The sequence below is a fragment of the Streptomyces lateritius genome (genome assembly GCF_014649715.1).
Lineage (GTDB): Bacteria > Actinomycetota > Actinomycetes > Streptomycetales > Streptomycetaceae > Streptomyces > Streptomyces lateritius.
The window spans coordinates 600,687-622,263 of record NZ_BMTO01000002.1 but is presented as its reverse complement, the minus strand read 5'-3'; the positions used below and the strand labels follow the sequence as shown (position 1 = coordinate 622,263).

The 21,577-nt window shown below is 73.1% G+C and carries 20 protein-coding genes; 6 read left to right on the top strand and 14 right to left on the bottom strand.

The window, feature by feature from the left end; genetic code table 11:
- Positions 1-26: 26 nt before the first annotated feature.
- Genes IE136_RS06230 through IE136_RS06210 form a run of 5 tightly spaced genes read right to left on the bottom strand, consistent with a single transcriptional unit; the run spans position 27 to position 5,662 of the window.
- A complete protein-coding gene (locus tag IE136_RS06230) occupies positions 27-833 on the bottom strand; it encodes a type III pantothenate kinase (protein WP_158988255.1) in 807 nt (268 codons plus the stop codon).
- Complete coding sequence (gene nadC / locus IE136_RS06225) at positions 833-1,879, bottom strand: carboxylating nicotinate-nucleotide diphosphorylase (protein WP_189599730.1); 1,047 nt, start codon at positions 1,877-1,879, stop codon at positions 833-835. Before nadC ends, IE136_RS06230 begins: the two co-directional genes overlap by 1 nt.
- A 2-nt stretch (positions 1,880-1,881) precedes the next feature.
- Entirely contained in the window at positions 1,882-3,633 is a 1,752-nt protein-coding gene (locus IE136_RS06220) for an L-aspartate oxidase (RefSeq protein WP_189599729.1), read from the bottom strand.
- On the bottom strand, positions 3,630-4,754 hold the full coding sequence (panC, locus tag IE136_RS06215; protein ID WP_189599728.1) for a pantoate--beta-alanine ligase: 1,125 nt from the start codon (positions 4,752-4,754) through the stop codon (positions 3,630-3,632). The genes IE136_RS06220 and panC overlap by 4 nt, the downstream gene beginning before the upstream one ends.
- Positions 4,751-5,662: a Rossmann-like and DUF2520 domain-containing protein gene (locus IE136_RS06210; protein ID WP_158988259.1), complete on the bottom strand. Its 912-nt coding sequence runs from the start codon at positions 5,660-5,662 to the stop codon at positions 4,751-4,753. Before IE136_RS06210 ends, panC begins: the two co-directional genes overlap by 4 nt.
- 124 nt (positions 5,663-5,786) lie before the next feature.
- Here IE136_RS06210 and IE136_RS06205 point away from each other — a divergent pair, with 124 nt between their 5' ends.
- Complete coding sequence (locus IE136_RS06205; RefSeq protein ID WP_189599727.1) at positions 5,787-6,926, top strand: threonine aldolase family protein; 1,140 nt, start codon at positions 5,787-5,789, stop codon at positions 6,924-6,926.
- A 17-nt stretch (positions 6,927-6,943) separates the two neighbouring features.
- Here the strand turns inward: IE136_RS06205 and IE136_RS06200 are convergent, their stop codons facing one another.
- Positions 6,944-7,150: a hypothetical protein gene (locus tag IE136_RS06200; RefSeq protein WP_158988260.1), complete on the bottom strand. Its 207-nt coding sequence runs from the start codon at positions 7,148-7,150 to the stop codon at positions 6,944-6,946.
- Positions 7,151-7,367: 217 nt separating this feature from the next.
- On the opposite strand from IE136_RS06200, the gene IE136_RS06195 reads away from it, so the two are divergent.
- Positions 7,368-8,459 (top strand): DUF5937 family protein, encoded by a 1,092-nt coding sequence (locus tag IE136_RS06195; protein WP_158988261.1) that lies wholly within the window; start codon positions 7,368-7,370, stop codon positions 8,457-8,459.
- Between the two features lie 220 nt (positions 8,460-8,679).
- Here the strand turns inward: IE136_RS06195 and IE136_RS06190 are convergent, their stop codons facing one another.
- Together IE136_RS06190 and IE136_RS06185 are read right to left on the bottom strand one after the other, a co-directional pair.
- Positions 8,680-9,360, bottom strand: coding sequence for a response regulator transcription factor (locus IE136_RS06190; RefSeq protein ID WP_158988262.1), 681 nt, complete (start codon positions 9,358-9,360; stop codon positions 8,680-8,682).
- 17 nt (positions 9,361-9,377) lie between these two features.
- Positions 9,378-10,580, bottom strand: a complete 1,203-nt coding sequence (locus IE136_RS06185) for a sensor histidine kinase (RefSeq protein ID WP_189599726.1) — start codon at positions 10,578-10,580, stop codon at positions 9,378-9,380.
- A 97-nt stretch (positions 10,581-10,677) separates the two neighbouring features.
- Here IE136_RS06185 and IE136_RS06180 point away from each other — a divergent pair, with 97 nt between their 5' ends.
- Entirely contained in the window at positions 10,678-11,706 is a 1,029-nt protein-coding gene (locus tag IE136_RS06180) for an SAM-dependent methyltransferase (protein ID WP_189599725.1), read from the top strand.
- Between the two features lie 243 nt (positions 11,707-11,949).
- Entirely contained in the window at positions 11,950-13,092 is a 1,143-nt protein-coding gene (locus IE136_RS06175; RefSeq protein WP_189599724.1) for an NADH-quinone oxidoreductase subunit D, read from the top strand.
- Between the two features lie 54 nt (positions 13,093-13,146).
- Here IE136_RS06175 and IE136_RS06170 read toward each other — a convergent pair whose 3' ends face one another.
- The 5 genes from IE136_RS06170 to IE136_RS06150 all read right to left on the bottom strand — a co-directional run bounded on the left by IE136_RS06170 (position 13,147) and on the right by IE136_RS06150 (position 17,148).
- Positions 13,147-13,629, bottom strand: a complete 483-nt coding sequence (locus IE136_RS06170) for a GNAT family N-acetyltransferase (protein WP_158988264.1) — start codon at positions 13,627-13,629, stop codon at positions 13,147-13,149.
- Entirely contained in the window at positions 13,626-14,642 is a 1,017-nt protein-coding gene (locus IE136_RS06165; RefSeq protein WP_189599723.1) for a hypothetical protein, read from the bottom strand. Before IE136_RS06165 ends, IE136_RS06170 begins: the two co-directional genes overlap by 4 nt.
- 119 nt (positions 14,643-14,761) lie before the next feature.
- Positions 14,762-15,742, bottom strand: coding sequence for an ABC transporter substrate-binding protein (locus IE136_RS06160; protein WP_189599722.1), 981 nt, complete (start codon positions 15,740-15,742; stop codon positions 14,762-14,764).
- A gap of 49 nt (positions 15,743-15,791) precedes the next feature.
- Positions 15,792-16,460 (bottom strand): ABC transporter permease, encoded by a 669-nt coding sequence (locus IE136_RS06155; protein ID WP_158988266.1) that lies wholly within the window; start codon positions 16,458-16,460, stop codon positions 15,792-15,794.
- 1 nt (position 16,461) lies between these two features.
- The gene (locus tag IE136_RS06150) at positions 16,462-17,148 is read right to left on the bottom strand and encodes an ABC transporter permease (protein WP_158988267.1); all 687 of its coding nucleotides are present in this window, start codon (positions 17,146-17,148) and stop codon (positions 16,462-16,464) included.
- 142 nt (positions 17,149-17,290) lie between these two features.
- Here IE136_RS06150 and IE136_RS06145 point away from each other — a divergent pair, with 142 nt between their 5' ends.
- A complete protein-coding gene (locus IE136_RS06145; RefSeq protein WP_189599721.1) occupies positions 17,291-18,433 on the top strand; it encodes an ABC transporter ATP-binding protein in 1,143 nt (380 codons plus the stop codon).
- Here IE136_RS06145 and IE136_RS06140 read toward each other — a convergent pair.
- The gene (locus IE136_RS06140) at positions 18,420-19,532 is read right to left on the bottom strand and encodes an alpha/beta hydrolase (RefSeq protein WP_158988269.1); all 1,113 of its coding nucleotides are present in this window, start codon (positions 19,530-19,532) and stop codon (positions 18,420-18,422) included. The two genes, IE136_RS06145 and IE136_RS06140, sit on opposite strands and share 14 nt — an antisense overlap.
- A 165-nt stretch (positions 19,533-19,697) precedes the next feature.
- Here IE136_RS06140 and IE136_RS06135 point away from each other — a divergent pair, with 165 nt between their 5' ends.
- The gene (locus tag IE136_RS06135) at positions 19,698-21,530 is read left to right on the top strand and encodes a phosphatidylglycerol lysyltransferase domain-containing protein (RefSeq protein ID WP_189599720.1); all 1,833 of its coding nucleotides are present in this window, start codon (positions 19,698-19,700) and stop codon (positions 21,528-21,530) included.
- Positions 21,531-21,577: the final 47 nt, after the last annotated feature.

The window sequence follows — 21,577 nt, the reverse complement described above, 5'->3', positions numbered from 1 at the left end:
AGGGGCGGGGCCGGGGGCCCCGCCGGTCACATCCGCGACACGTTGCGCTCGTACACCAGGCGCAGCCCGATCAGGGTCAGCCAGGGCTCGTGCTCGTCGATCTCCTTGGCGTCGCTGAGCACCATCGGCGCCAGGCCGCCGGTCGCGATCACCGTCACGTCCGACGGGTCGCCCTGCGGGCCGACGAGTTCGCGCTTCATCCGCGCCACGACGCCGTCGACCTGACCCGCGTACCCGTAGACGATGCCCGACTGCATCGCCTCGACCGTGTTCTTGCCGATCACGCTGCGCGGGCGGGCCAGCTCGATCTTGCGGAGCATCGCGCCCTTGACGCCCAGCGCCTCGACCGAGATCTCGATGCCCGGCGCGATGGCTCCGCCCGCGTACTCGCCGCGCGCGGTGATCGCGTCGTAGGTCGTCGCCGTGCCGAAGTCGACCACGATCGCCGGGCCGCCGTAGAGCTCGACCGCCGCGACCGCGTTGACGATGCGGTCCGCGCCGACCTCCTTGGGGTTGTCCGTGAGGATCGGGACGCCCGTCTTGACGCCCGGTTCGACCAGGACGGCGGGCACGTCGCCGTAGTACCGCCGGGTCACCTCGCGCAGCTCGTGCAGGACCGAGGGGACGGTCGCGCAGATCGCGATGCCCTCGATGCCGTCGCTCAGCTCGACGCCGAGGAGCGGGTGCATGCCCATCAGGCCCTGGAGCAGGACCGCCATCTCGTCGGCCGTGCGCCGCGGGTCCGTGGAGATGCGCCAGTGCTCGACGATCTCGTCACCGTCGAAGAGGCCGAGGACGGTGTGCGTGTTGCCGACGTCGATGGTGAGCAGCATCAGACGGCCGCCTCGGGGGCGTCGCGGAGGTCGAGGCCGATGTCCAGGATCGGGGACGAGTGCGTGAGCCCGCCCACCGCGAGGTAGTCCACGCCGGTCGCCGCGTAGGCCGCCGCGTTCGCCAGGGTGAGGCGCCCGGACGACTCCAGGACCGCGCGGCCCGCGACCAGGGCGACGGCCTCCTCGGTCTCCGCGGGGGTGAAGTTGTCGAGCAGGATCAGGTCGGCGCCCGCGTCCAGGACCTCGCGGACCTGGTGCAGGGTGTCGACCTCGACCTCGATCGGCACGTCGGGGAACATCTCGCGCACGGCCTTGAAGGCCTGCGCCACGCCACCGGCCGCGACCACGTGGTTGTCCTTGACGAGCGCGGCGTCCGACAGCGACATGCGGTGGTTGACGCCGCCGCCGCAGCGCACCGCGTACTTCTCCAGGGCGCGCAGGCCGGGTGTGGTCTTGCGGGTGTCCCGCACGCGGGCCTTGGTGCCCTCCAGGGCGTCCGCCCACGCGCGCGTTGCGGTGGCGATGCCGGAGAGGCGGCACAGGATGTTGAGCGCGCTGCGCTCGCCGGTGAGCAGGTCGCGGGTGCGGGTGGTGACCGAGAGCAGCTTCTGGCCGGCCTCGACGCGCTCGCCGTCCTCGACGTGCCGCTCGACCTCGAAGGTCTCGGTGCAGACGATGGACAGGACCGCCTCGGCGACCCGCAGGCCGGCCACGACGCCGGCCTCGCGCGCGGTGAAGTCGGCGGTGGCGATCGCGTCCTCGGGGACGGTCGCCACGGTCGTCACGTCCACGCCGCCGTCGAGGTCCTCCTCGATGGCCAGGTGGGCGATGTCCTCGACCTGGACGGGGTCGAGCCCGGCGTCGGCGAGCAGCTGGGCGAGGGCGGGGTCGAGGCCGCACTCGTACACCTCGTCGCCCTCGGCGCAGCCGCAGCCTTCACCGCAGCCGCCGGCGTTCTCGGCGGCCGTACCGGGCGCGCTGATCTGGATCAGGGGTACGTCCACGGGCTGCGGGCGTTCTTCTTCGGGCGTGCTCGGCGTGCTCACGGTTACGGCTCCCTGGGGGCGTCGGCGGCGGTGGGGGGAAAGTTTTGGCTGTCGGTGAGCCGGACGTCGAGGGTCCGCTCCGGGGTGAGGCGCACGACGAGATGGCGGCGCCAGGCCGTGTCGTCGCGCTCGGGGCGGTCCTCGCGCCAGTGGCAGCCGCGGGTCTCCTCACGGCGGGAGGCGGCGGCGACCAGGAAGCGCGCGACGGCGAGGAGGTTGGTGGTCTCCCAGGCCTCCGTGCCGGGCTCGGCGGACTTCTGGTCGGCGGTGCCGTCGGGGACGGCCCCGATGTGCAGGGCGTCGAGCGCCGCGCTCGCCTCGCGCAGGCTGGCCTCGGACCTGAGCACGCCGGCGCCGGTGGTCATGACCCGCTGGATACGGGTGCGGGCGGCGGGGTCGAGCAGCGGGACGACCACGGGGGCCGGGTGGGGAACGGGGACCGGCTGCGAGACACGGGTCGCGGGGCCGCCCGCCCCGGGGGCCACGTGCGGCGCGTGAGCCGCGTGCGCGGCGTGGGCCGCGATGTCGTCGGCGATGCGCTCGGCGAAGACCAGGCCCTCCAGCAGGGAGTTCGAGGCGAGCCGGTTGGCACCGTGGACGCCCGTGCAGGCCACCTCGCCGCAGGCGTAGAGGCCCGGGACGGTGGTCCGGCCGCGCAGGTCGGTGCGGACGCCGCCGGAGGCGTAGTGGGCCGCGGGGGCGACCGGGATCGGCTCCGTGACCGGGTCGATGCCGTGGGCCCGGCAGGCGGCCAGGATGGTGGGGAACCGGTGCTCCCACATCTCGGCGCCGAAGTGCCGGGCGTCGAGGTACACGTGCTCGGTGCCCCGCTCGCGCATCCGGCGCATGATCCCCTTGGCGACGATGTCGCGGGGGGCCAGCTCGGCCAGCTCGTGCTGCCCGAGCATGAAGCGGACCCCGTCTGCGTCGACGAGGTGGGCGCCCTCGCCCCGTACCGCTTCGGAGACCAGCGGCTGCTGGCCCTCGGAGTCGGCGCCGAGGAAGAGCACGGTGGGGTGGAACTGGACGAATTCGAGGTCGGAGACCTCGGCTCCGGCGCGCAGGGCGAGCGCGACGCCGTCTCCGGTGGAGACGGCCGGGTTGGTGGTGGCGGAGAAGACCTGGCCCATGCCGCCGGTGGCCAGGACCACGGCGGGGGCGTGGACGGCGCCGACGCCGTCGTGCTGGCCCTCTCCCATGACGTGCAGGGTGACGCCGGCGGTGCGGCCCTCGGCGTCCGTGAGCAGGTCGAGGACGAGCGCGTGCTCGATGGTGGCGACCGCCCGGTCCCGTATCGCCTCGACGAGCGCGCGGGAGATCTCGGCGCCGGTGGCGTCGCCGCCGGCGTGGGCGATCCGGCGGCGGTGGTGGCCGCCCTCGCGGGTCAGGGCGATCTCGCCCGCGTCCGTCTTGTCGAAGTCGGCGCCGGTGGCGATCAGCCGGCGGACGGCGTCGGGCCCCTCGGTCACCAGGAGGCGGACGGCCTCCTCGTCGCACAGGCCGGCGCCGGCCACGAGCGTGTCGTCCAGATGCTGCTCGGGGGTGTCGCCCTCGCCGAGCGCTGCGGCGATGCCGCCCTGGGCCCAGCGGGTGGAACCGTCGTCCAGGCGGGCCTTGGTGACGACGACCGTGCGCAGTCCCGCGGCCGTGCAGCGCAGGGCCGCGGTCAGGCCGGCGACGCCGGAGCCGACCACGACGACGTCGGCGTCGATGGCCCAGCCCGGCGCGGGCGCGTGCAGCCGTATTCCGGTCACTTGGTGGCTCCGAAGGTCAGCGGGATGTTGTCGATCAGCCGGGTGGTGCCGACGCGCGCGGCGACGGCGAGGATCGCCTCGCCGTCGTGGTCGTCGGCGACCTCGGTGAAGTCGGCCGGGTCGACCAGGGCCAGGTAGTCGAGGGCGAGCGGCGGCTCGGTCTTCGCCGCCTCGTCGAGCACGGCGCGGGCCGCGGCCCGTACGGCGTCGGCGCCGCCGCCCTCGCTCGCCTGGGCGACGGCGTGCGCGTCGGCCGCGGCCCGCGCCTCGCCGAGCCGGGAGAGCGCCTCGGCCCGGGACTCGGAGCCGGGCAGCGAGGCGGCACGCGCGCTCAGCGCCTGCTGGGCGGCAAGCCGGTCGGCCGCGGCGAACAGGGCGCCGGAGAGGGCCAGGGCGGTGCGGCGCTCGCCGCCGGAGAGGTAGCGGTTGCGGCTGGAGAGGGCCAGGCCGTCGGGCTCGCGGACGGTGGGGACGCCGACGATCTCGACCGGGAAGTTCAGGTCGCGGGCCATCCGGCGGATCAGTGCCAGCTGCTGCGCGTCCTTCTGACCGAAGAGGGCCAGGTCGGGGCGGGTGAGGTGGAGCAGCTTGGCGACGACGGTGAGCATGCCGTCGAAGTGCCCCGGCCGGGAGGCGCCTTCCAGGCGCTCACCCATGGGTCCGGCGGTGATCCGGACCTGCGGCTCTCCGCCGGGGTAGACCTCGTCGACGGCGGGGGCGAAGACGGTGTCTGCCCCGGCCGCCTCGGCGGTCTCCAGGTCGGCGTCGAGGGTGCGGGGGTAGCGGTCGAGGTCCTCGCCGGCGCCGAACTGGAGCGGGTTGACGAAGACGGTGACGACGACGAGGCCGTCGGGACCGACATGCTCGCGGGCCGTACGGACCAGCGTGGCGTGCCCCTCGTGGAGAGCGCCCATGGTCATGACGACGGCGGTACGGGAAGCGCGGGCGGGGAGGCCGGCGGGGCGGTTCTCGCTCGCCGGGCGGTTCTCGCCGCTCGTGGGGCGGTTCCCGGTCACAGCGTGGCGGGACGCCAGGGCGTGGAGTTCGTCCGCCGTTCGGACCAGGGTGAACGCCCGGGACGACGCGGGTGCCGGGGACGACACGGACGGCGTGGAGCTCATCGGGACTCCCCCTCGGCGAGCACGCCCAGCAGGTCCTGGGCCAGCTCGGGCTTGAGCAGGCCGTGCGCGAGCGCCCGGTCGGCGGTCGTGCGGGCCATCGCCAGATAGCCGGCGACGGTGCCGGGCGCGTGCTTGCGCAGCTCGGCGACGTGCGCGGCGACCGTACCGGCGTCACCACGTGCGACAGGGCCCGTGAGGGCAGCGTCCCCGGAGCGCAGGGCGTTGTCCAGGGCGGCGCCCAGGAGCGGGCCGAGCATCCGGTCGGGGGCGGCGACCCCGGCCGTACGGAGCAGTTCCATGGACTGGGCGACCAGAGTGACCAGGTGGTTCGCGCCGAGGGCGAGGGCCGCGTGGTACAACGGGCGGTTCTCCTCCTCGATCCACTCCGGTTCGCCGCCCATCTCGATGACCAGGGCCTCCGCGGCGAGCCGCAGCTCCACGGGCGCGGTGACCCCGAAGGAGCAGCCGGCCAGGCGCTGGACGTCGACGGAGGTGCCGGTGAAGGTCATGGCCGGGTGCAGGGCGAGCGGCAGCGCGCCGGCGCGGCGGGCGGGGTCCAGGACGTTCACGCCGTACCGCCCGGAGGTGTGCACGAGCAGCTGGCCCGGCCGCACGGCCCCGGTCTCGGCGAGCCCCTCCACCAGGCCCGGCAGGGCGTCGTCGGGGACCGTGAGCAGCACGAGGTCGGCCGCGGCGACGACCTGCCCGGGCGGCACGATCGGCACGTCGGGGAGGAGGGTCGCCGCCCGGCGTACGGAGGCGTCGGAGACCGCGGAGACGGCGATGGGGCGATGCCCCGCGAGCTGCAGTGCGGCGGCGAGCGCGGGGCCCACCCGGCCCGCTCCGACGACTCCGACGGTGAGCCGCGCGGGTCGGTCTTCCGCTCGGGGTTCTGCTGATGCGTTCACGCGGCAACGGCCTTCCGTTCCAGTCCGCGGGGGGTACCGGACGATTTCTGGTCATGCTACGCCAGCGTTTCGCGCGTCTCCGTGGCTGTCCACAGGGTGTGGGCGCCGGTGTGATGATCGGGCCATGGATGACGAGGCGGCCCGGCGGCACCGGGCGAGGGTGTGGGGCGGGGCGGAGCGGAAGCTGTGGCACGCGTCGATCGACGGGACGGTCGGGCAGCGCCTGCGGGAACTGGTTGCCTGGGCCGAGCGGGTGGGGGACGACGGAGGCCCGCTCGACGCGTACGGCGACGGCCCGGTGGAGGAGGTGGAGCGGCGGGTCGCCGACGCGCTCGGCCTGCCGGCCGCGGTGTTCTTCCCGACCGGGACGATGGCCCAGCAGGTGGCGCTGCGCTGCTGGGCGGGGCGGACCGGCAGCCCGGTGGTGGCGCTGCATCCGCTCGCCCACCCGGAGGTCCACGAGGGGGGCGCTCTGTCGGTGGTGAGCGGGTTGCGGACGGTCCGTCCGACGGACGAGCCGCGGCTGCCGACTGCCGAGGAGGTACGAGACCACCCCGAGCCGTTCGGGACGCTGATGCTGGAGTTGCCGCTGCGGGACGCGGGTTTCGTGCTGCCTTCCTGGGAGGCGCTCGTGGAGGTGGTGGAGGCGGCGCGCGAACGTGACGCGGTGGTGCACGTCGACGGCGCGCGACTGTGGGAGTGCGCCCCCCACTTCGGGCGCGACCTGCGGGAGATCGCGGCGCTCGCGGACAGTGTGTACGTGTCCTTCTACAAGTCCCTGGGCGGGCTCTCGGGGGCTGCGCTGGCCGGCCCGGCGGACGTGATGGAGGAGGCGCGGGTGTGGCGGCACCGGTACGGGGGGCTGGTCTTCCAGCAGTATCCGGCGGCGGTCTCGGCGCTCCGGGGCCTCACGCGCGAACTGCCCCGGCTGCCCTCGTACGTGGCGCACGCGCGCGTGGTCGCCGAAGGGCTCCGGGCGGGGTTCGAGGAGGCGGGCACGGCCTGGTTCCGGATCCACCCGGAGCCGCCGCACACGCACCAGTTCCAGGTCTGGCTCCCGTACGCCCCGGACGTCCTGACCGCGGCGTCGCTGGCCCTGACGGAGGAGACGGGCACGGTCCTCTTCCGCCGCTGGTCCGGCCCGGGCGCGGGCGGGCCGCCCGGCGTGGCGGTGACGGAGGTGACGGTGACCGAACCGGGGCTCTCCTGGACGGCGGACGACGTCCGGGCCGCGGTGAGGGCCTTCCTGGCCCGGCTGGACTGACACCGCCGGGACGCAGGTCAGCTGGGCCCCTGGCCGAGCCGGCGCGTGAGGGCCGCGAGGAGGCCGCCCCGCGCGGGGCGGCCCGCGAGAACGCGGCGGAAGCGCCGGTGGTCGCGGACCGCGCGGAGGGTCGCGACGTCGTGGGTGCCGGGCGGCGGCGGCGTCGGCTCACCGTGCTGCGCGGCACGGTAGGCGTCGAAGAGGTGCTGGTGCATCGCGTTCATGCCCTCACGATGCGCCGGAGGATGAGGCCGGTCGCGTCGTTTGACGCACCCCGTCAAACGGCGCGGCAGCACGGCCGACGCCCTCCTCGCGGGATCATCGCGGCTGATCGAGGGGCCTCGATCGACGGGGCGATCGACGGCTCGGCCGAGGAATCGGTTGACGGGCCGCGTCAAACGACGCGACACCACCCCCGCTCCCACCCGCACCATAGGGGGCGTGAGCGTGACCATCGACATCACCGGACTCCCGCACGAGCGGATCGTCTTCTGCCCCTCGCCGCTGGCCGAGCTCGGCGCCGCGCTCCACGCGCTCTCCGAGCCCGCCCATCACCCCGGCCTCCACGCGTGGGCCACGACGACCGCCGCCGCCCTCGAGCCCGAGCTCGCCGACCGGCTCCACGAGGCCGACTTCATGTGGCGGTCCACCCGCTCCGACATCCTGCTGCCCGCCCGGCCCCGCGAGACCCTCGCCGAGGAGCTGGACGACCTCGACCGGATGGACGACGAGCGGTACGTGGGCTCGGCCTTGGAGATCTCCTGCGCCAGCCACTACACCTACGGCGCGCCGTCCCCCCTCGTCGACGCCCGGATGCGGCGACGCGCCCTCGACCTGGCCGCCGCCCGAGGCCCCCGCCAGGCCGCCTTCGTGGAGCGGATGCTCGCCGATCCGACCGGCACGCGCGCGTGGGTCCGCCGCCTCCTGGAGGACTGCGACGAGGCGTTCTTCTCCGACACCTGGCGCCGCGTGCGGATCCAGCTCGCCGCCGACGCCCGCCACAAGACGGAGCTGCTGCGCCGCAAGGGTCTGGCCGATGCCGTCGTCGCCGCCTCGCCCGCCATGAGCCTGGAGGAGGACGAGCACGGGTCCCGGATCGTGGTCGACAAGCTGGTCCAGGGCCGCACCACCACCGCCCAGGGATCCGGGCTGACGTTCCTGCCGACCGCGTTCGGCCGGCCGCACCTGATCGCCCTGTACGCGCCCGGCTGGCAACCGGTGGTCCAGTACCCCGTCTCGGGGCGCGAGCTCGCCGGCACCGCCCCCGTGGAGACCGTCAAGCTCCGCCTGGAGGCCGTCGCCCACCCGATGCGGATGCGGATGTGCCGTAATCTCGCCCGCGCCTCCTACACCACGAGCGAGCTGGCCGACGCGTACGGCATCACGGCGCCCGAGGTCTCGCGGCACCTCGCCGTCCTGCGGAGGGCGGGGCTGCTCACCACCCGGCGCCGCGGCCGGTACGTCCTGCACCAGCTCGACGTCGCCGTCGTGGCCCGCCTCGGCAGCGACTTCCTGGAGAGCGTGCTCCGCTAGGTCGTGTCCGGAACGTAGCGCCGTCTGCCCGCAGGGCAGGGCCCGCGGCGTCCGGTGCGTGCGATCGCGAGGCGGAGGGCCGCCCTCGTACGGGGCGTACTCGGGTGATCCCGACAACGCGGCGAACGTGCGTGCCAGGCGCCGCGGGCCAGGCGGGACTTCACGGACCCGGCCCAGGCGGTCTCCGCACGGTCACCTCATGTCCGCACGGTTCCGCCGCTCAGAACGCGCCGCCGCCCGCCCGCACCAGGCCCGTCTCGTACGCCAGCACCACCACCTGCACCCGGTCGCGCAGCTCCAGCTTGGTCAGGATGCGGCCGACATGCGTCTTCACGGTGGCCTCGGACAGCACCAGCCGCGCCGCGATCTCGCCGTTCGACAGGCCCTGCGCGACGAGGAGCATCACCTCGCGCTCCCGGTCGGTGAGCCGGTCGAGCCCGCTGTGGGCGGCCCTGGGGTCCTTCCCCGAGGACGGCAGCATCGGCGAGAAGCGGTCGAGCAGCCGGCGCGTCGTGGACGGCGCCACGACCGCGTCCCCGCTGTGCACGGACCGGATCGCGCCGAGCAGCTCGCCCGGCGGGACGTCCTTCAGCATGAAGCCGCTCGCTCCCGCCTTCAGCCCCGAGAAGGCGTACTCGTCGAGGTCGAAGGTGGTCAGGATCAGCACCTTGGGGGCGTCGGGCTGCGAGCAGATCCGCCGGGTCGCCTCGACCCCGTCGAGCTTGGGCATCCGTACGTCCATCAGCACCACGTCCACGGCCGTGGACCGCAGCACTTCCAGCGCCTCCACGCCGTCGCCCGCCTCCGCCACGACCTCCATGTCCGGCTGGGCGGCGAGCACCATGCGGAAGCCGGTGCGCAGCAGCACCTGGTCGTCGACGAGCATCACGCGGATGGACATGTGGTTCCTTCGGATCGTCAGTGAGCGGGCTTCAGGGGGAGCAGGGCGCTGATGCGGAAGCCGCCCCCGGGACGCGGCCCCGCGTCCAGGGTGCCGCCGACCATGCCGACCCGCTCGCGCATGCCGATCAGGCCGTGTCCCCGGCCGTCGGCGCCCCCGTCCTCGTACATCTCCTGGGTGGCGCCCCGGCCGTCGTCCTCGACGAGCAGGCCGAGTCCGTCGTCGAAGTAGACCAGGCGGACGCTGGCGCCGACCTCGGGACCGCCGTGCTTGCGGGAGTTGGTGAGGGCTTCCTGGACGATCCGGTACGCGGTGAGCTCGACGCCGCTCGGCAGCGGCCTCGGCGTCCCCTCGACCCGGAAGTCGACGGTCAGACCGGCGTTCCTGACCTGCTCGACGAGGTCCTCGATCTGCTGGACGTCTGGCTGCGGGACGTACTCCCCCGCCTCCTGGTGCTCGCCGGTGCGCAGGATGCCGAGCAGTCGGCGCATCTCGGCGAGCGCCTGGCGGCCGGTGGTCGAGATGGTCTCCAGGGCCTGCTTGGCCGTCTCCGGCGAGGAGTCCAGGACGTAGGCGGCGCCGTCGGCCTGGACCACCATCACGGAGACGTTGTGGGCGACGACGTCGTGCAGTTCGCGGGCGATCCGGGCCCGCTCGGCGGCGACGGCGACCTTGGCCTGCGCCTCGCGTTCCTGCTCCAGGCGGGCGGCGCGCTCCTCCAGCTGGGCGAAGTAGGCGCGGCGGGTCCGCAGGGAGTCGCCGAGCACCCACGCGAGGGCGAACGGCACGGTCATGATCACCGTGAAGAAGACGTGCGCGAGCGCGGAGCCAGGCTCTTCGGCGGGCCATCGGAGCATGGAGAGGGTGGCGGCGCTCAGCCCGCCGACGAGCGCGAGCCGCGAGGCCCAGCGCGGCCCGTCGTGCACGGCGACGGTGTAGATGATCACCAGGATCGCGAAGTCCGCGAAGAACGGCATCAGTCCGAAGGCGAGCTGGGCCAGGCCCAGCGCGACCGCGAGCAGCAGCATCCGCTGGGGCGCGCGGCGGCGCAACGCGACGACGAGGGAGAACAGCGCGGCGACCACGCCGTACGCGACGGGGGGGGCGACCGGCGGGTAGGTCGTACCCACCCACAGCAGCGAGAACCCGAGGAGGACGACGGCCCAGAAGGTGTCGACGCCCGTCGGGTGTCTGCGGAGGAAGTCGTAGAGGCGCTGCACGTCACCAAGCGTAGGGAAGCCGGATAGGTGCAGGGGTCAACCGTGCGGCCGATCCTTCGCGGGAAGCCCGTACTCCGCAAGGTGGAGACTGGGGTCCGTGACGGATGAGACGTGTCAGTGGCGGGACTACGGCGGGTGGCAGCGGTGGCGCGAGGCCGCCGAGAGGGCGCTGTACGGACCGGGTGGTTTCTACCTGAGCCCCGAGGGCCCCGCCGGACACTTCCGGACCTCGGTGCACGCCTCTCCCCTGTTCGCGGCGGCCGTCGCGAAGCTGTTGACGGAGGTGGCGGACGGCCTCGGCACGGACGAGGTCGCGCTGGTCGACGTGGGTGCGGGGCGCGGCGAGCTGTTGACGGGCGTCCTGGCCGCCGTACCCGACGGGCTTTCCGTACGGCCGTACGGTGTGGAGCGCGCGGCCCGGCCGGAAGGGCTCGATCCGCGCGTGGTGTGGACGGACCGGGTGCCGCGCGGGGTGCGCGGGCTGCTCTTCGCGAACGAATGGCTGGACAACGTGCCGGTGGACGTCGCGCAGGTGGACGAGGCGGGGGCCGTCCGGTACGTCGAGGTCCAAACGGAGCACGGCTCGGAGGCGGGGTCGGAGTCCGGGACCCGGGCCGGGGTGGGCGCGGAGCGGCTCGGCGAGGTGGTCAGGGGCCCGGACGCGGAGTGGCTGGAGCGGTGGTGGCCGCTGGGGGAGCCCGGCGAGCGGGCGGAGATCGGCCGGGCCCGGGACGAGGCCTGGTCGGACGCGGTGGCGGCTCTGGAGGCCGGTCTCGCGGTGGCGGTGGACTACGGGCATGTACGGGGGTCCAGGCCGCCCTTCGGGACGTTGACCGGGTTCCGGTCGGGGCGCGAGGTGGAACCGGTGCCCGACGGTTCCTGCGACCTGACCGCGCATGTGGCGATGGACGCGGTCGCCTCGGTGGGAGGCCCCGGGAGCGAGCTGGTCACCCAGCGGGAGGCGCTGAGGCGGCTGGGGGTCAGCGGGGAGCGGCCGCCGCTGTCGCTGGCGTCGAGCGACCCGGCCGCCTATGTGCGGGCGCTCGCCTCGGCCGGTGAGGCGGCGGAGCTGACGGCCCGGGGCGGGCTCGGCGACTTCCTGTGGCTGACACGGCCGGTGGGCTAGGTGGTGTCCGGAACGTAGCGCCGTCTGCCCGCAGGGCAGGGCCCGCGGCGTCCGGTGCGTGCGATCGAGAAGGCGGAGGGTCGCCCTCGTACCGGGCGTACTCGGGTGATCCCGACAACGCGGCGAGCGTGCGTGCCAGGCGTCGCTGGCCAGGCGGGACGTTACGGACACGGCCCAGGGGTGTGTTCGCCGGTCCGCCGGGCAACGGACGGGCGGTCCGGCGGGCGAGGGATACTGTGCCCCATGACGGAGACGACGGTCGGAATCGGCGGGGCGGCGGAGAGCACCGACATGGTGCTGAACATCGGGCCGCAGCACCCCTCGACCCACGGTGTGCTCCGCCTCCGGCTGGTGCTGGACGGCGAGGTGATCCAGCACGCCGAGCCGGTCATCGGCTACATGCACCGCGGCGCCGAGAAGCTCTTCGAGGCACGCGACTACCGGCAGATCATCATGCTCGCCAACCGCCACGACTGGTTGTCGGCCTTCTCCAACGAGCTCGGTGTCGTCATGGCCGTCGAGCGGATGCTCGGCATGGAGGTCCCCGAGCGCGCCGTCTGGACCCGGACCCTGCTCGCCGAGCTGAACCGGGTGCTCAACCACCTCATGTTCCTCGGGTCGTACCCGCTCGAACTGGGCGGTATCACCCCGGTCTTCCACGCCTTCCGGGAACGCGAGGAGCTCCAGGCCGTGATGGAGGAGGTCTCCGGCGGCCGGATGCACTACATGTTCAACCGCGTCGGCGGCCTCAAGGAGGACCTGCCGGCGGGGTGGGTGGGCCGGGCGCGGGAGGCCGTCGCCGACGTGCGGTCGCGGATGGACGTGTACGACAAGCTCGTCCTCGGCAACGAGATCTTCCGGGGCCGTACCCGGGGCGTCGGCGTCCTGAGCCCCCGGGCGGTGCACGCGTACGGGGTGAGCGGGCCCATCGCCCGGGCCTCGGGCGTCGACTTCGACCTGCGCCGTGACGAGCCGTACCTGGCCTACGGGGAGCTGCGGGACACGCTGAGGGTCGTCACCCGCGAGGAGGGCGACTGCCTCGCCCGCTTCGAGTGCCTCCTGGAGCAGACTCACAACTCGCTGGAGCTGGCCGACGCCTGCCTCGACCGGCTGGGGGAGCTGCCGCCGGGGCCCATCAACCAGCGACTGCCGAAGGTGCTCAAGGCCCCGGAGGGGCACACCTACGCCTGGACCGAGAACCCGCTCGGCATCAACGGCTACTACCTGGTGTCCAAGGGCGAGAAGACGCCGTACCGCCTCAAGCTCCGCTCGGCGTCGTTCAACAACATCCAGGCCCTGACCGAGCTGCTGCCCGGCACGCTCGTCGCCGACATGGTGGCGATCCTGGGCTCGCTCTTCTTCGTCGTCGGCGACATCGACAAGTAGGCGCGGGGCGAGGGCTTCTCACCGGCGACGCTTCCGCGCCCGGTCTGCCTCGCCTCACGCGTGGCGCATCACGACGAAGTCCCTGGGGTCCTTCTCCGGACGCCGCCGCTCCACGACGTCCCAGCCCCAGCGCTCGTAGCGGTCGCGCAGCTCGGAGGTGTCGAGCGTCATCAGCAGCCGTGGCACGGGCGCCGTGGCCAGCAGAGCGTCGTGCAGGGTGCGACCGAGGCCGCGGCCCTGGTGGGCGGGGGCGACGACGAGTTCGGCGAGTTCGAAGGTCTCGTCCCCGCCGGAGAGGGCGCTGTCGAGCCAGCCGGCCGCCAGGCCGGCGAGCGCGCCGTCCGGGTCGAACGCGGCGACGCAGCTGAAGCCCGGCTGCCCGGCCGCCCGGACCAGCAGCCGCTCCACGGTCCGCAGCGCCCCGCGCGGCGGTTCGTGCCAGGGCGCACCGCAGAAGGCCTGCGCGCACAGGGCGATCAGCTCGTCCCTCAGCGCGGCCGTCTCACCGGCGGAGAGGACGACGCTTCTCGGCGTCACGAGCTGACCGCTCCGCGCAGCTCGGCCACGTCGAGCTGCTCCGTCTCGTCGTGCGCGGTCAGGTCGATGACCTGGCCGATCGCCCGCTGCTCGGGGGCGCGACCGGTGCCGACCGTCGCCAGGACCTCCTCGCCCACCACGTCCGCGAGGTCCACGCCCTGCACCGCCTCGATCGCGGCCGCCGCCTTCTGCGTACCGAAGAAGTCGAAGCCTCCCTCCGGGCGGGGCGCCGGGCGGCGAGCGGCGTACGGGACGATCGCCGACGCGGCCGGGACGGCCCTGATCGCGGGCACGACGGGCGCCTTGGAGAGGGCGGGTACCGCGGCGGTCGACGGACGAGCGTGCTGCTCGGCACCGGCGGCCGCCGCGTGCTTCCCCTGCGGCTCCTCCGTCTCCCGGGCGCGCTCGGCGAGATCGCGGCTGCGGGCGGCCTCGGCGGTGCGGCGCGCCTCCTGGGCCGCGGCGTTGCGCGCGAGGTCGCGCAGGGCGTCGGCCGCCCGGCGGTAGGCGTCGGGGGTGGGCGACGATCCGGCGGCGGGCAGTGCCCTGGTCGGCGAGGTCGTCTCCAGGGCGAGCTGTCGGCGGCCCTCCAGGGCGCTGGCCCGCTCGGTCTCGGCGGTGGCGTACCGGCGCAGCAGCTCGGCGTGCTCGCCGCGCAGCCCGGCGAGTTCGACCCGCTTGGCGCGCAGCTTCGCGTCGAGCTTGGCCCGCAGCTCCCGGGACTCCTCGAGGTCGGCCTCGAGCTCGGCTGTCCGCTCCTCGGTCTTCCACTGGTCCGCGGTCCGCGCGCGGGTCAGCTCGGCGACCTGCCGCCCGGCGCTCCGGTCCCAACTGCGCATGATGACGCCACCGGTGACGGCGGCCGCCGCGGCCGCGGCCACGAGCAGCCGCAGCACCACGGGATCGGCGAGCAGCCAGGCGCCCGCGGCACAGACGAGCGAAGCTCCGGCGACCGCCGAGGGCGGCAGAAGCTTGTGCAGGGGTGGGGAATGGCGGTGGCGTCCACGTGGCATGGCCTGAAATTTACCGTGCGTAGGCGCCCTATGGGGTGTCGGCCCGGCAATCTCTTGGCCACTTCTCGCCGACGGGGCCGAGACGCCGCCGGACCGAACCGACTCCCCTTACCCGGAGGCTACTTCTTGACCAGCCCCTTCGACTCCAGATAGGCCTTCGCGACGTCCGCCGGCTTCGCCCGCTCGGCGTCCACCTTGCGGTTCAGTTCGGCGAGATCGGCCGTCGTCAGCACCTTTGTGATCTTGTCGAGAGCGGCGGCGATCTCCGGTGCTCCGGCGTCCTTCGCATTGACGACCGGCAGCACATTGTCGGCGTTCTGCAGCTTCTTGTCGTCGTCGAGGAAGACGAGTCCGAAGCTCTCGACGGTCGCGTCCGTCGTGGTGGTCAGCACCAGCTGGTCCACGCCGTCCTTGACCGCCTGCTTGGACTGCGGCGTCCCGACGCCCTTGGGGTCGATCCCGGTCACGTCGATGCCGTAGGTCTCCTTCAGGCCCGGGGCGCAGAACGGCCGTATCTCGCATTCGTCCCCGGCCGCGATCTTCACCTTCAGCTTGGCGCGACCGAGATCGGAAAGCGTCTTCAGCTTGTTCTTCTCGGCGAATTCCTTCGACACCGCGAAGGCGTTCTGGTCGACGGCCTCGCCGACCGCGAGCACCTTCAGTCCGCGTGGCTCGGCGAGCTTCTTCAACGCCTCCACCGTGGCGGCGGCGTCACCGGAGGCGACCGGCTTCTCCTCGGGCGCCTTCGGACCGTTCACCTTGGCATTGAGGAATTCCGCGATGGTCGCCGCGTATTCCGGTACGACGTCGATCTCGCCCTTCTCCAGCGAGGGTTCGTACAACTCGCGGTTCTTCACCGTGGTGACGGTCGCGGAGTATCCGGCGTCGTTCAGCACCTGTGCGTAGAGCTCCGCGAGCACCTTGGACTCCGTGAACGCCGCCGCGCCCACGACCAACGAACCCTTCCCGGGACCCGACGTGCCGCCCGCCCTGCCCTCCTCCAGGCTGTCGCCGCCGCACGCGGCGAGGGACACGGTCAGCGCCGCCATGCCCAGTACCGCACCCGCGATACGCGAGATCCTGCTCACGAGATCACCCATCCCAGTCGTTCGGTCGATCGGTCGTTCCGTCGGTCGTTCAGCCGGTCGTTCAGCCGTTTCCCGCGCGCCGGCCGAGCAACCGGTCGGCCCCCACCAGCACGGCCTCCACCGTGAGGGCCAGCAGCGCGACGAGCAGCGCTCCCGCGACCACCTGCGGGGTGTTGTACGTGTTGAACCCGGCGGTGATGATCCGGCCGAGGCCGCCCTGCCCGACCATCGCGGCGATCGTCGCGGTGGCGACCACCTGGACGGCGGCCGAGCGCAGTCCGGTCATGACGAGCGGGCGGGCGAGCGGCAGCTCGACCCTCCGGAAGACCTGGCCGCCCGACATTCCCATCCCCCGCGCGGCCTCCACCACCGCCCGGTCCACCTCGCGCATCCCCACGTACGCGTTGGTGAGCAGCGGCGGCACCGCGAAGAGCACCAGCGCGATCACCGTCGGGACGTAGCCGGCGTTGCGCAGCGGCGACACCATGAACAGCGCCAGGACCGCGAAGACGGGGACCGCCCGTCCCGCGTTGGAGAGGTTGACGGCGGTCGCGCCGCCCTTGCCGAGATGTCCGAGCCACAGCCCCAGCGGCAGCGCGACGGCGCAGGCGAGGAGAAGCGCGGCCCCGCTCACGTAGACGTGCTCGGCGAGCCGGCTCCCGATCCCGCCGTCACCCTCCCAGTTGGCGCCGGTGGTCAGCCAGCTCCAGGCGTCCGTCACGATCCCCATGTCACCCGCCTCCCGGCCCGGTCCGTATGCGGGTCCACGGCGTGAGCAGCCGCTGCACACCGAGGAGAAGCAAGTCCGCGACGACCGCCAGGAGCACGCACAGCACCGAGGCGGCAAGCACCTGCGCCTTGAAGAAGGTCGGCAGCGCGTCCTCGATCAGGTTCCCGAGGCCGCCGCGTCCGATGATCGATCCGACCGTCGTCAGGGCGACGGTGGAGACCGTCGCCATCCGTATCCCGGCCATCAGGGCGGGCAGGGCCAAGGGGAGTTCGACCTCCCACAGCAGCCGGGCCGGGCCGTATCCCATCCCGCGCGCGGCCTCCCGCGCCTCGGCCGGCACCGCGTCCAGGCCGGCCAGGATGTTCCGCACCAGAATCGTGAGCGAGTACAGCACGAGGCCGGTGACCACCAGCGCCGCCGAGAGGCCGAAGAACGGCAGCAGCAGCGAGAACATGGCCAGCGACGGGATCGTGTAGAGCAGGGTCGTCAGCCCGAGCACCGGTCCTGCGAGCCTCGGCCGGGCCCGTACCAGCAGCGCCAGCGGGAAGGCGACGGCGAGCCCGATCAGCACCGAGACGACGGTGATCCCGACGTGCTGGACCGTCGCGTCGGTCAACTCCTCGCTACGGGTACGCAGATACTCACCACAGATCCAGTCGTTCGTCACCAGGCAGTTCGCCGCGCTCATGTGCCCTCCTCCCGGGGCGCCCGTACTTCCGAACGTATGTGTGGCGACCCTAACCCCCGCCACCGACAATCACCGAGGACCGCCACGATGCGGCAACACGCCTTTCACACGCGCCCCGTCGCCAGGAGCCAGAATGGGACCCATGATCCGGTTCGAGCATGTGACCAAGCGGTACGCGGACGGCACCACCGCCGTCGACGACCTCTCCTTCGAGGTCGCCGAGGGTGAACTGGTCACGCTCGTCGGCCCGTCCGGCTGCGGCAAGACGACCACGATGAAGATGGTGAACCGGCTCGTCGAACCGACCGAGGGCCGCGTGTTCCTCGACGGGGAGGACGTATCCACCGTCGACCCGGTCCGGTTGCGCCGCCGGATCGGCTACGTCATCCAGCAGGTCGGCCTCTTCCCGCACAGGACGGTCCTCGACAACACCGCGACCGTCCCCCACCTGCTCGGCGCCTCCCGCGCCGAGTCCCGCGCCCGCGCCGCCGAACTGCTCGACCTGGTGGGCCTCGACCCGAAGACGTACGGCGGCCGCTACCCCGAGCAGCTCTCCGGCGGACAGCGCCAGCGCGTCGGCGTGGCCCGCGCCCTGGCCGCGGACCCGCCCGTCCTGCTGATGGACGAGCCCTTCGGCGCCGTCGACCCGGTCGTCCGCGAGCATCTGCAGAACGAGTTCCTGCGCCTGCAGTCGCAGGTCCGCAAGACCGTCCTGCTCGTCACCCACGACCTGGAGGAGGCCGTCCGCCTCGGCGACCGCATCGCCGTCTACGGACAGGGCAGGATCGAGCAGTTCGACACGCCGGCCACCGTGCTCGGCGCCCCCGCCACCGCGTACGTCGCCGACTTCGTCGGCGCGGACCGCAGCCTCAAGCGGCTCTCCGTCACCCCGGTGGACCCCACCGCCCTGGAGGAGGTCCCCGTCCACCGTCCCGGTGCCCCCGCCGAGAGGTCCTGGTCGGTCGTCCTGGACGCCGACGGCCGCGTCGAGGGCTGGTTCTCGGCGGACGAACCCGGCCGCACCCGGCCCGCCCCGGAACCCGTCGCGCTCGGCGCCTCCCTCCGGGAGGCGCTGGCCGCGCTCATGCGGGGCGACGCCGGCTGGCTCCCCGTCATCGACCCCGCCGCAGGCGGCCGCTGCGTCGGCGTCCTCACCCCGGACGGCGTCCACCGGGCACTGCGCCGGGCGACCCCGGCCGGCGGGCCGGATGCCGGTTCCGGAGAGTCGCGCGCCATCTCCGGGAAGTCGGACGACGCCCCCGCCGAAACCCTCAGCCGGCGCTGAGCCGCCCGCTCATCCACACCAGGCCCGGCGGGATCTCCCGGTTCCAGGTGTTGAAGTTGTGACCGCCGCTGTCGAGGGTGATCGAGGAGACCCGCGCCGGGGCCTTCACCTTCTTGATGAAGTCGAGGGTCCCCTTGAGGTTCCCCTCGCCCTTCTTCGACGTCGTCACCAGGAAGGACGACGCGCCCTGCGGCGCGTGGTCCAGGCTCCACAGCAGGTCCGCCCGCTTGCGCGCGGCGCCGTCCCCGTGGAAGAGGTCACCGGTGGTCACGTCCTCCGCCGCCTTGTAGTACGCCGAGAAGCCCGCCCCCGCCGCGAACCGGTCCGGGTGGTGCAGGGCGATCTTCAGCGCGCAGTAACCCCCGGTCGAGTTCCCCATGAACCCCCAGTTCCGCGCCTTCGTCCCCACCCGGTACGTCTCCGAGACCGCCTTCGGCAGGTCCTCCGCGAAGAAGGTCTCCGTCTGCGGGCCGCCGGGGACGTTCACGCACTCGGTGTCCCGGGGCGGCGCCACCGTCGGGCGCAGCATCACCAGGATCATCGGCCGCATCTTCCCCGCCTTGGCCTGCAGGAAGGCCGTCTTGGGGTACTTCAGCCCCTTGAGCAGGTTCTCCGCCGTCCCCGGGTAGCCGGTCAGGACCACCGAGGCCGGGAAGGTGCTCTTCGCGTACTTCTCCTGGAAGTACTCCGGCGGCAGATAGACGTACGCCGGGGAGTCGATCTTCGACTTCTCGCCGGCGACGACGATCTTCTGGATCTGTCCGCCGACCGAGGGACGGCCGCCGCCGGGCACGTCCAGCGCCTGCGTACCGACGACCTTGATGTCCTTCGAACCCGCCGAGTGGTCCACGACCACCCCGAGGTCCTGCTCCTGGCCGAAGAGGTCGGCCCAGGAACCGTAGAAGAGGAACGAGTTGTTCGCCGCGAGCCCCACCGAGGCGAACAGCGCGAGCTGCGTCGCGAGCAGCAGCCCGATCCGGCCCACAATCGCCCGCCAGCCACCGCGGGCGAGCCGCGGCCAGAGCCAGATCGTGGCGGCGAACAGCACCACGGCCAGCGTGACGGCAAGGCCCAGGACATTGTTGCTGGTGAGACCCATGAGTCGTCCGAGCTTTCTTCCTTGAGAATTTCGTGTGAGCGAGTGAACCCGCTTCCCCGCGGAGCCGTCCTAGAGGGAGCAAAACCTCCGGCCCGGCCCGCCCCTGACCACCGCGTGGCCGCCGGACCACCAATCTCTCGCGGATCACGGGAAGTACGGGAAGCGATGTCTGTCACGGTAGATGGGGACAAATCACGATCGGTTCCGGATCGGGTACGCCGGATTCTGCGCGGTCCTCGCCCCGAGAAGGTCCCCTCCCTCGTCGGCACGGCCTGCACGCTCATCGGCCTGATCGACATCGCGGCGGGCGTCTTCCCCCGCTTCCGCGCCAGCCGCATGCACGCGGTCGCCGAAGTCCTGCCCGGAACGCTGGGCCCCCTCTCCGCCGCCCTCTCCCTCAGCGCCGGAGTCCTGCTGCTGCTCCTCGCCCACGGCCTCAAGCGCCACAAGCGCCGCGCCTGGCGTGCCGCCGTCATCCTGCTGCCGCTCGGCGCCGCCGCCCAGTTCGTCTGGCGCCACTCCGTCCTCGGCGCCCTGCTCTCCCTGGCCCTCCTCGCCCTGCTGCTGCGCCACCGCGGCGAGTTCGCCGCCCTGCCCGACCCCCGCAGCCGCTGGAAGGCGCTCGCCAACTTCGTCGTCATGGGCGCCGGATCCATCGCCCTCGGCCTCGTCGTCGTCAGCGCCCACCCCCGACGCGTCATCGGCAACCCCAGCCTCACCGACCGACTCGAGCACGTCCTCTACGGCCTCTTCGGCTTCGAAGGCCCCGTCGGCTACACCGGCAACGTCGACTGGACCGTGGGCTACTCCCTCGGCGCCCTCGGCATGCTCACCGCCCTCACCACCATCTACCTGGCCTTCCGCCCCGAACACCCGGCCGCCCGGCTCACCGAGGACGACGAGACCCGACTGCGCGCCCTGCTCGACAAGCACGGTGGCCGCGACTCCCTCGGCCACTTCGCACTCCGCCGCGACAAGGGCGTCGTCTTCTCCCCCAGCGGCAAGGCCGCCGTCTGCTACCGCGTCGTCTCCGGCGTCATGCTCGCCAGCGGCGACCCCATCGGCGACGTCGAGGCGTGGCCCGGCGCCATCGAACGCTTCATGGACGAGGCCAAGGCCCACTCCTGGACCCCCGCCGTCATGGGCTGCTCCGAGACCGGCGGCGAGGTCTGGACCCGCGAGACCGGCCTCGACGCCCTCGAACTCGGCGACGAGGCGGTGGTGGACGTCGCGGATTTCTCCCTCTCCGGGCGCGCGATGCGCAACGTGCGCCAGATGGTGAAGCGGATCGAACGCAACGGTTACACCACCAAGGTCCGGCGCGTCCGCGACCTCTCCGACGGTGAGCTCGAACGCGTCCGGCGGGCCGCCGCCGACTGGCGCGGCACCGACACCGAACGCGGCTTCTCGATGGCCCTGGGCCGGATCGGCGACCCCGGCGACGGGGAAGCGGTCATAGCGACCGCCCACAAGGACGATCCCGACTCGCCGTACGGCGACCTGAAGGCGATCATCCACTTCGTGCCCTGGGGCATGGACGGCATGTCCCTGGAACTGATGCGCCGCGACCGCTCCGCCGACCCCGGCATGAACGAGCTGCTCATCGTCGCCGCCCTCCAGGAGTCCCCCCGGCTCGGCATCGAGCGCGTCTCCCTCAACTTCGCCATGTTCCGCGCGGCCCTCGCCCGCGGCGAGAAGATCGGCGCCGGCCCCGTCCTGCGACTCTGGCGCGGACTGCTCGTCTTCCTCTCCCGCTGGTTCCAGATCGAGTCGCTCTACAAGTTCAACGCCAAGTTCCGGCCCCGCTGGGAACCCCGCTTCGTCGTCTACCGCAAGAGCCGCGACCTGCCCCGCATCGGCTTCGCCGCCATGCAGGCCGAGGGCTTCGTGAACCTCGAGCTGCCTCGCCCCTTCGCCCGCCGCCGCAGCACGGCTGCCGCCCGCGACTGCGCCCACATCGGCCGCACCGGTGACAACCACGAGGTCCGCGCCGCCTGACCGCGCAGCCTGACGCCCTCCGGGCCCGGCAGGATCGGCAAGCCACC

Bases quoted from the DNA above. Each gene is read 5' to 3' on its own strand.
- IE136_RS06230 (WP_158988255.1), bottom strand. From the start codon at position 833: ATGCTGCTCACCATCGACGTCGGCAACACGCACACCGTCCTCGGCCTC.
- panC (WP_189599728.1), bottom strand. From the start codon at position 4,754: ATGAGCTCCACGCCGTCCGTGTCGTCCCCGGCACCCGCGTCGTCCCGG.
- IE136_RS06205 (WP_189599727.1), top strand. From the start codon at position 5,787: ATGGATGACGAGGCGGCCCGGCGGCACCGGGCGAGGGTGTGGGGCGGG.
- IE136_RS06200 (WP_158988260.1), bottom strand. From the start codon at position 7,150: ATGAACGCGATGCACCAGCACCTCTTCGACGCCTACCGTGCCGCGCAG.
- IE136_RS06190 (WP_158988262.1), bottom strand. From the start codon at position 9,360: ATGTCCATCCGCGTGATGCTCGTCGACGACCAGGTGCTGCTGCGCACC.
- IE136_RS06175 (WP_189599724.1), top strand. From the start codon at position 11,950: ATGACGGAGACGACGGTCGGAATCGGCGGGGCGGCGGAGAGCACCGAC.
- IE136_RS06165 (WP_189599723.1), bottom strand. From the start codon at position 14,642: ATGCCACGTGGACGCCACCGCCATTCCCCACCCCTGCACAAGCTTCTG.
- IE136_RS06160 (WP_189599722.1), bottom strand. From the start codon at position 15,742: ATGGGTGATCTCGTGAGCAGGATCTCGCGTATCGCGGGTGCGGTACTG.
- IE136_RS06155 (WP_158988266.1), bottom strand. From the start codon at position 16,460: ATGGGGATCGTGACGGACGCCTGGAGCTGGCTGACCACCGGCGCCAAC.
- IE136_RS06150 (WP_158988267.1), bottom strand. From the start codon at position 17,148: ATGAGCGCGGCGAACTGCCTGGTGACGAACGACTGGATCTGTGGTGAG.
- IE136_RS06145 (WP_189599721.1), top strand. From the start codon at position 17,291: ATGATCCGGTTCGAGCATGTGACCAAGCGGTACGCGGACGGCACCACC.
- IE136_RS06140 (WP_158988269.1), bottom strand. From the start codon at position 19,532: ATGGGTCTCACCAGCAACAATGTCCTGGGCCTTGCCGTCACGCTGGCC.
- IE136_RS06135 (WP_189599720.1), top strand. From the start codon at position 19,698: ATGTCTGTCACGGTAGATGGGGACAAATCACGATCGGTTCCGGATCGG.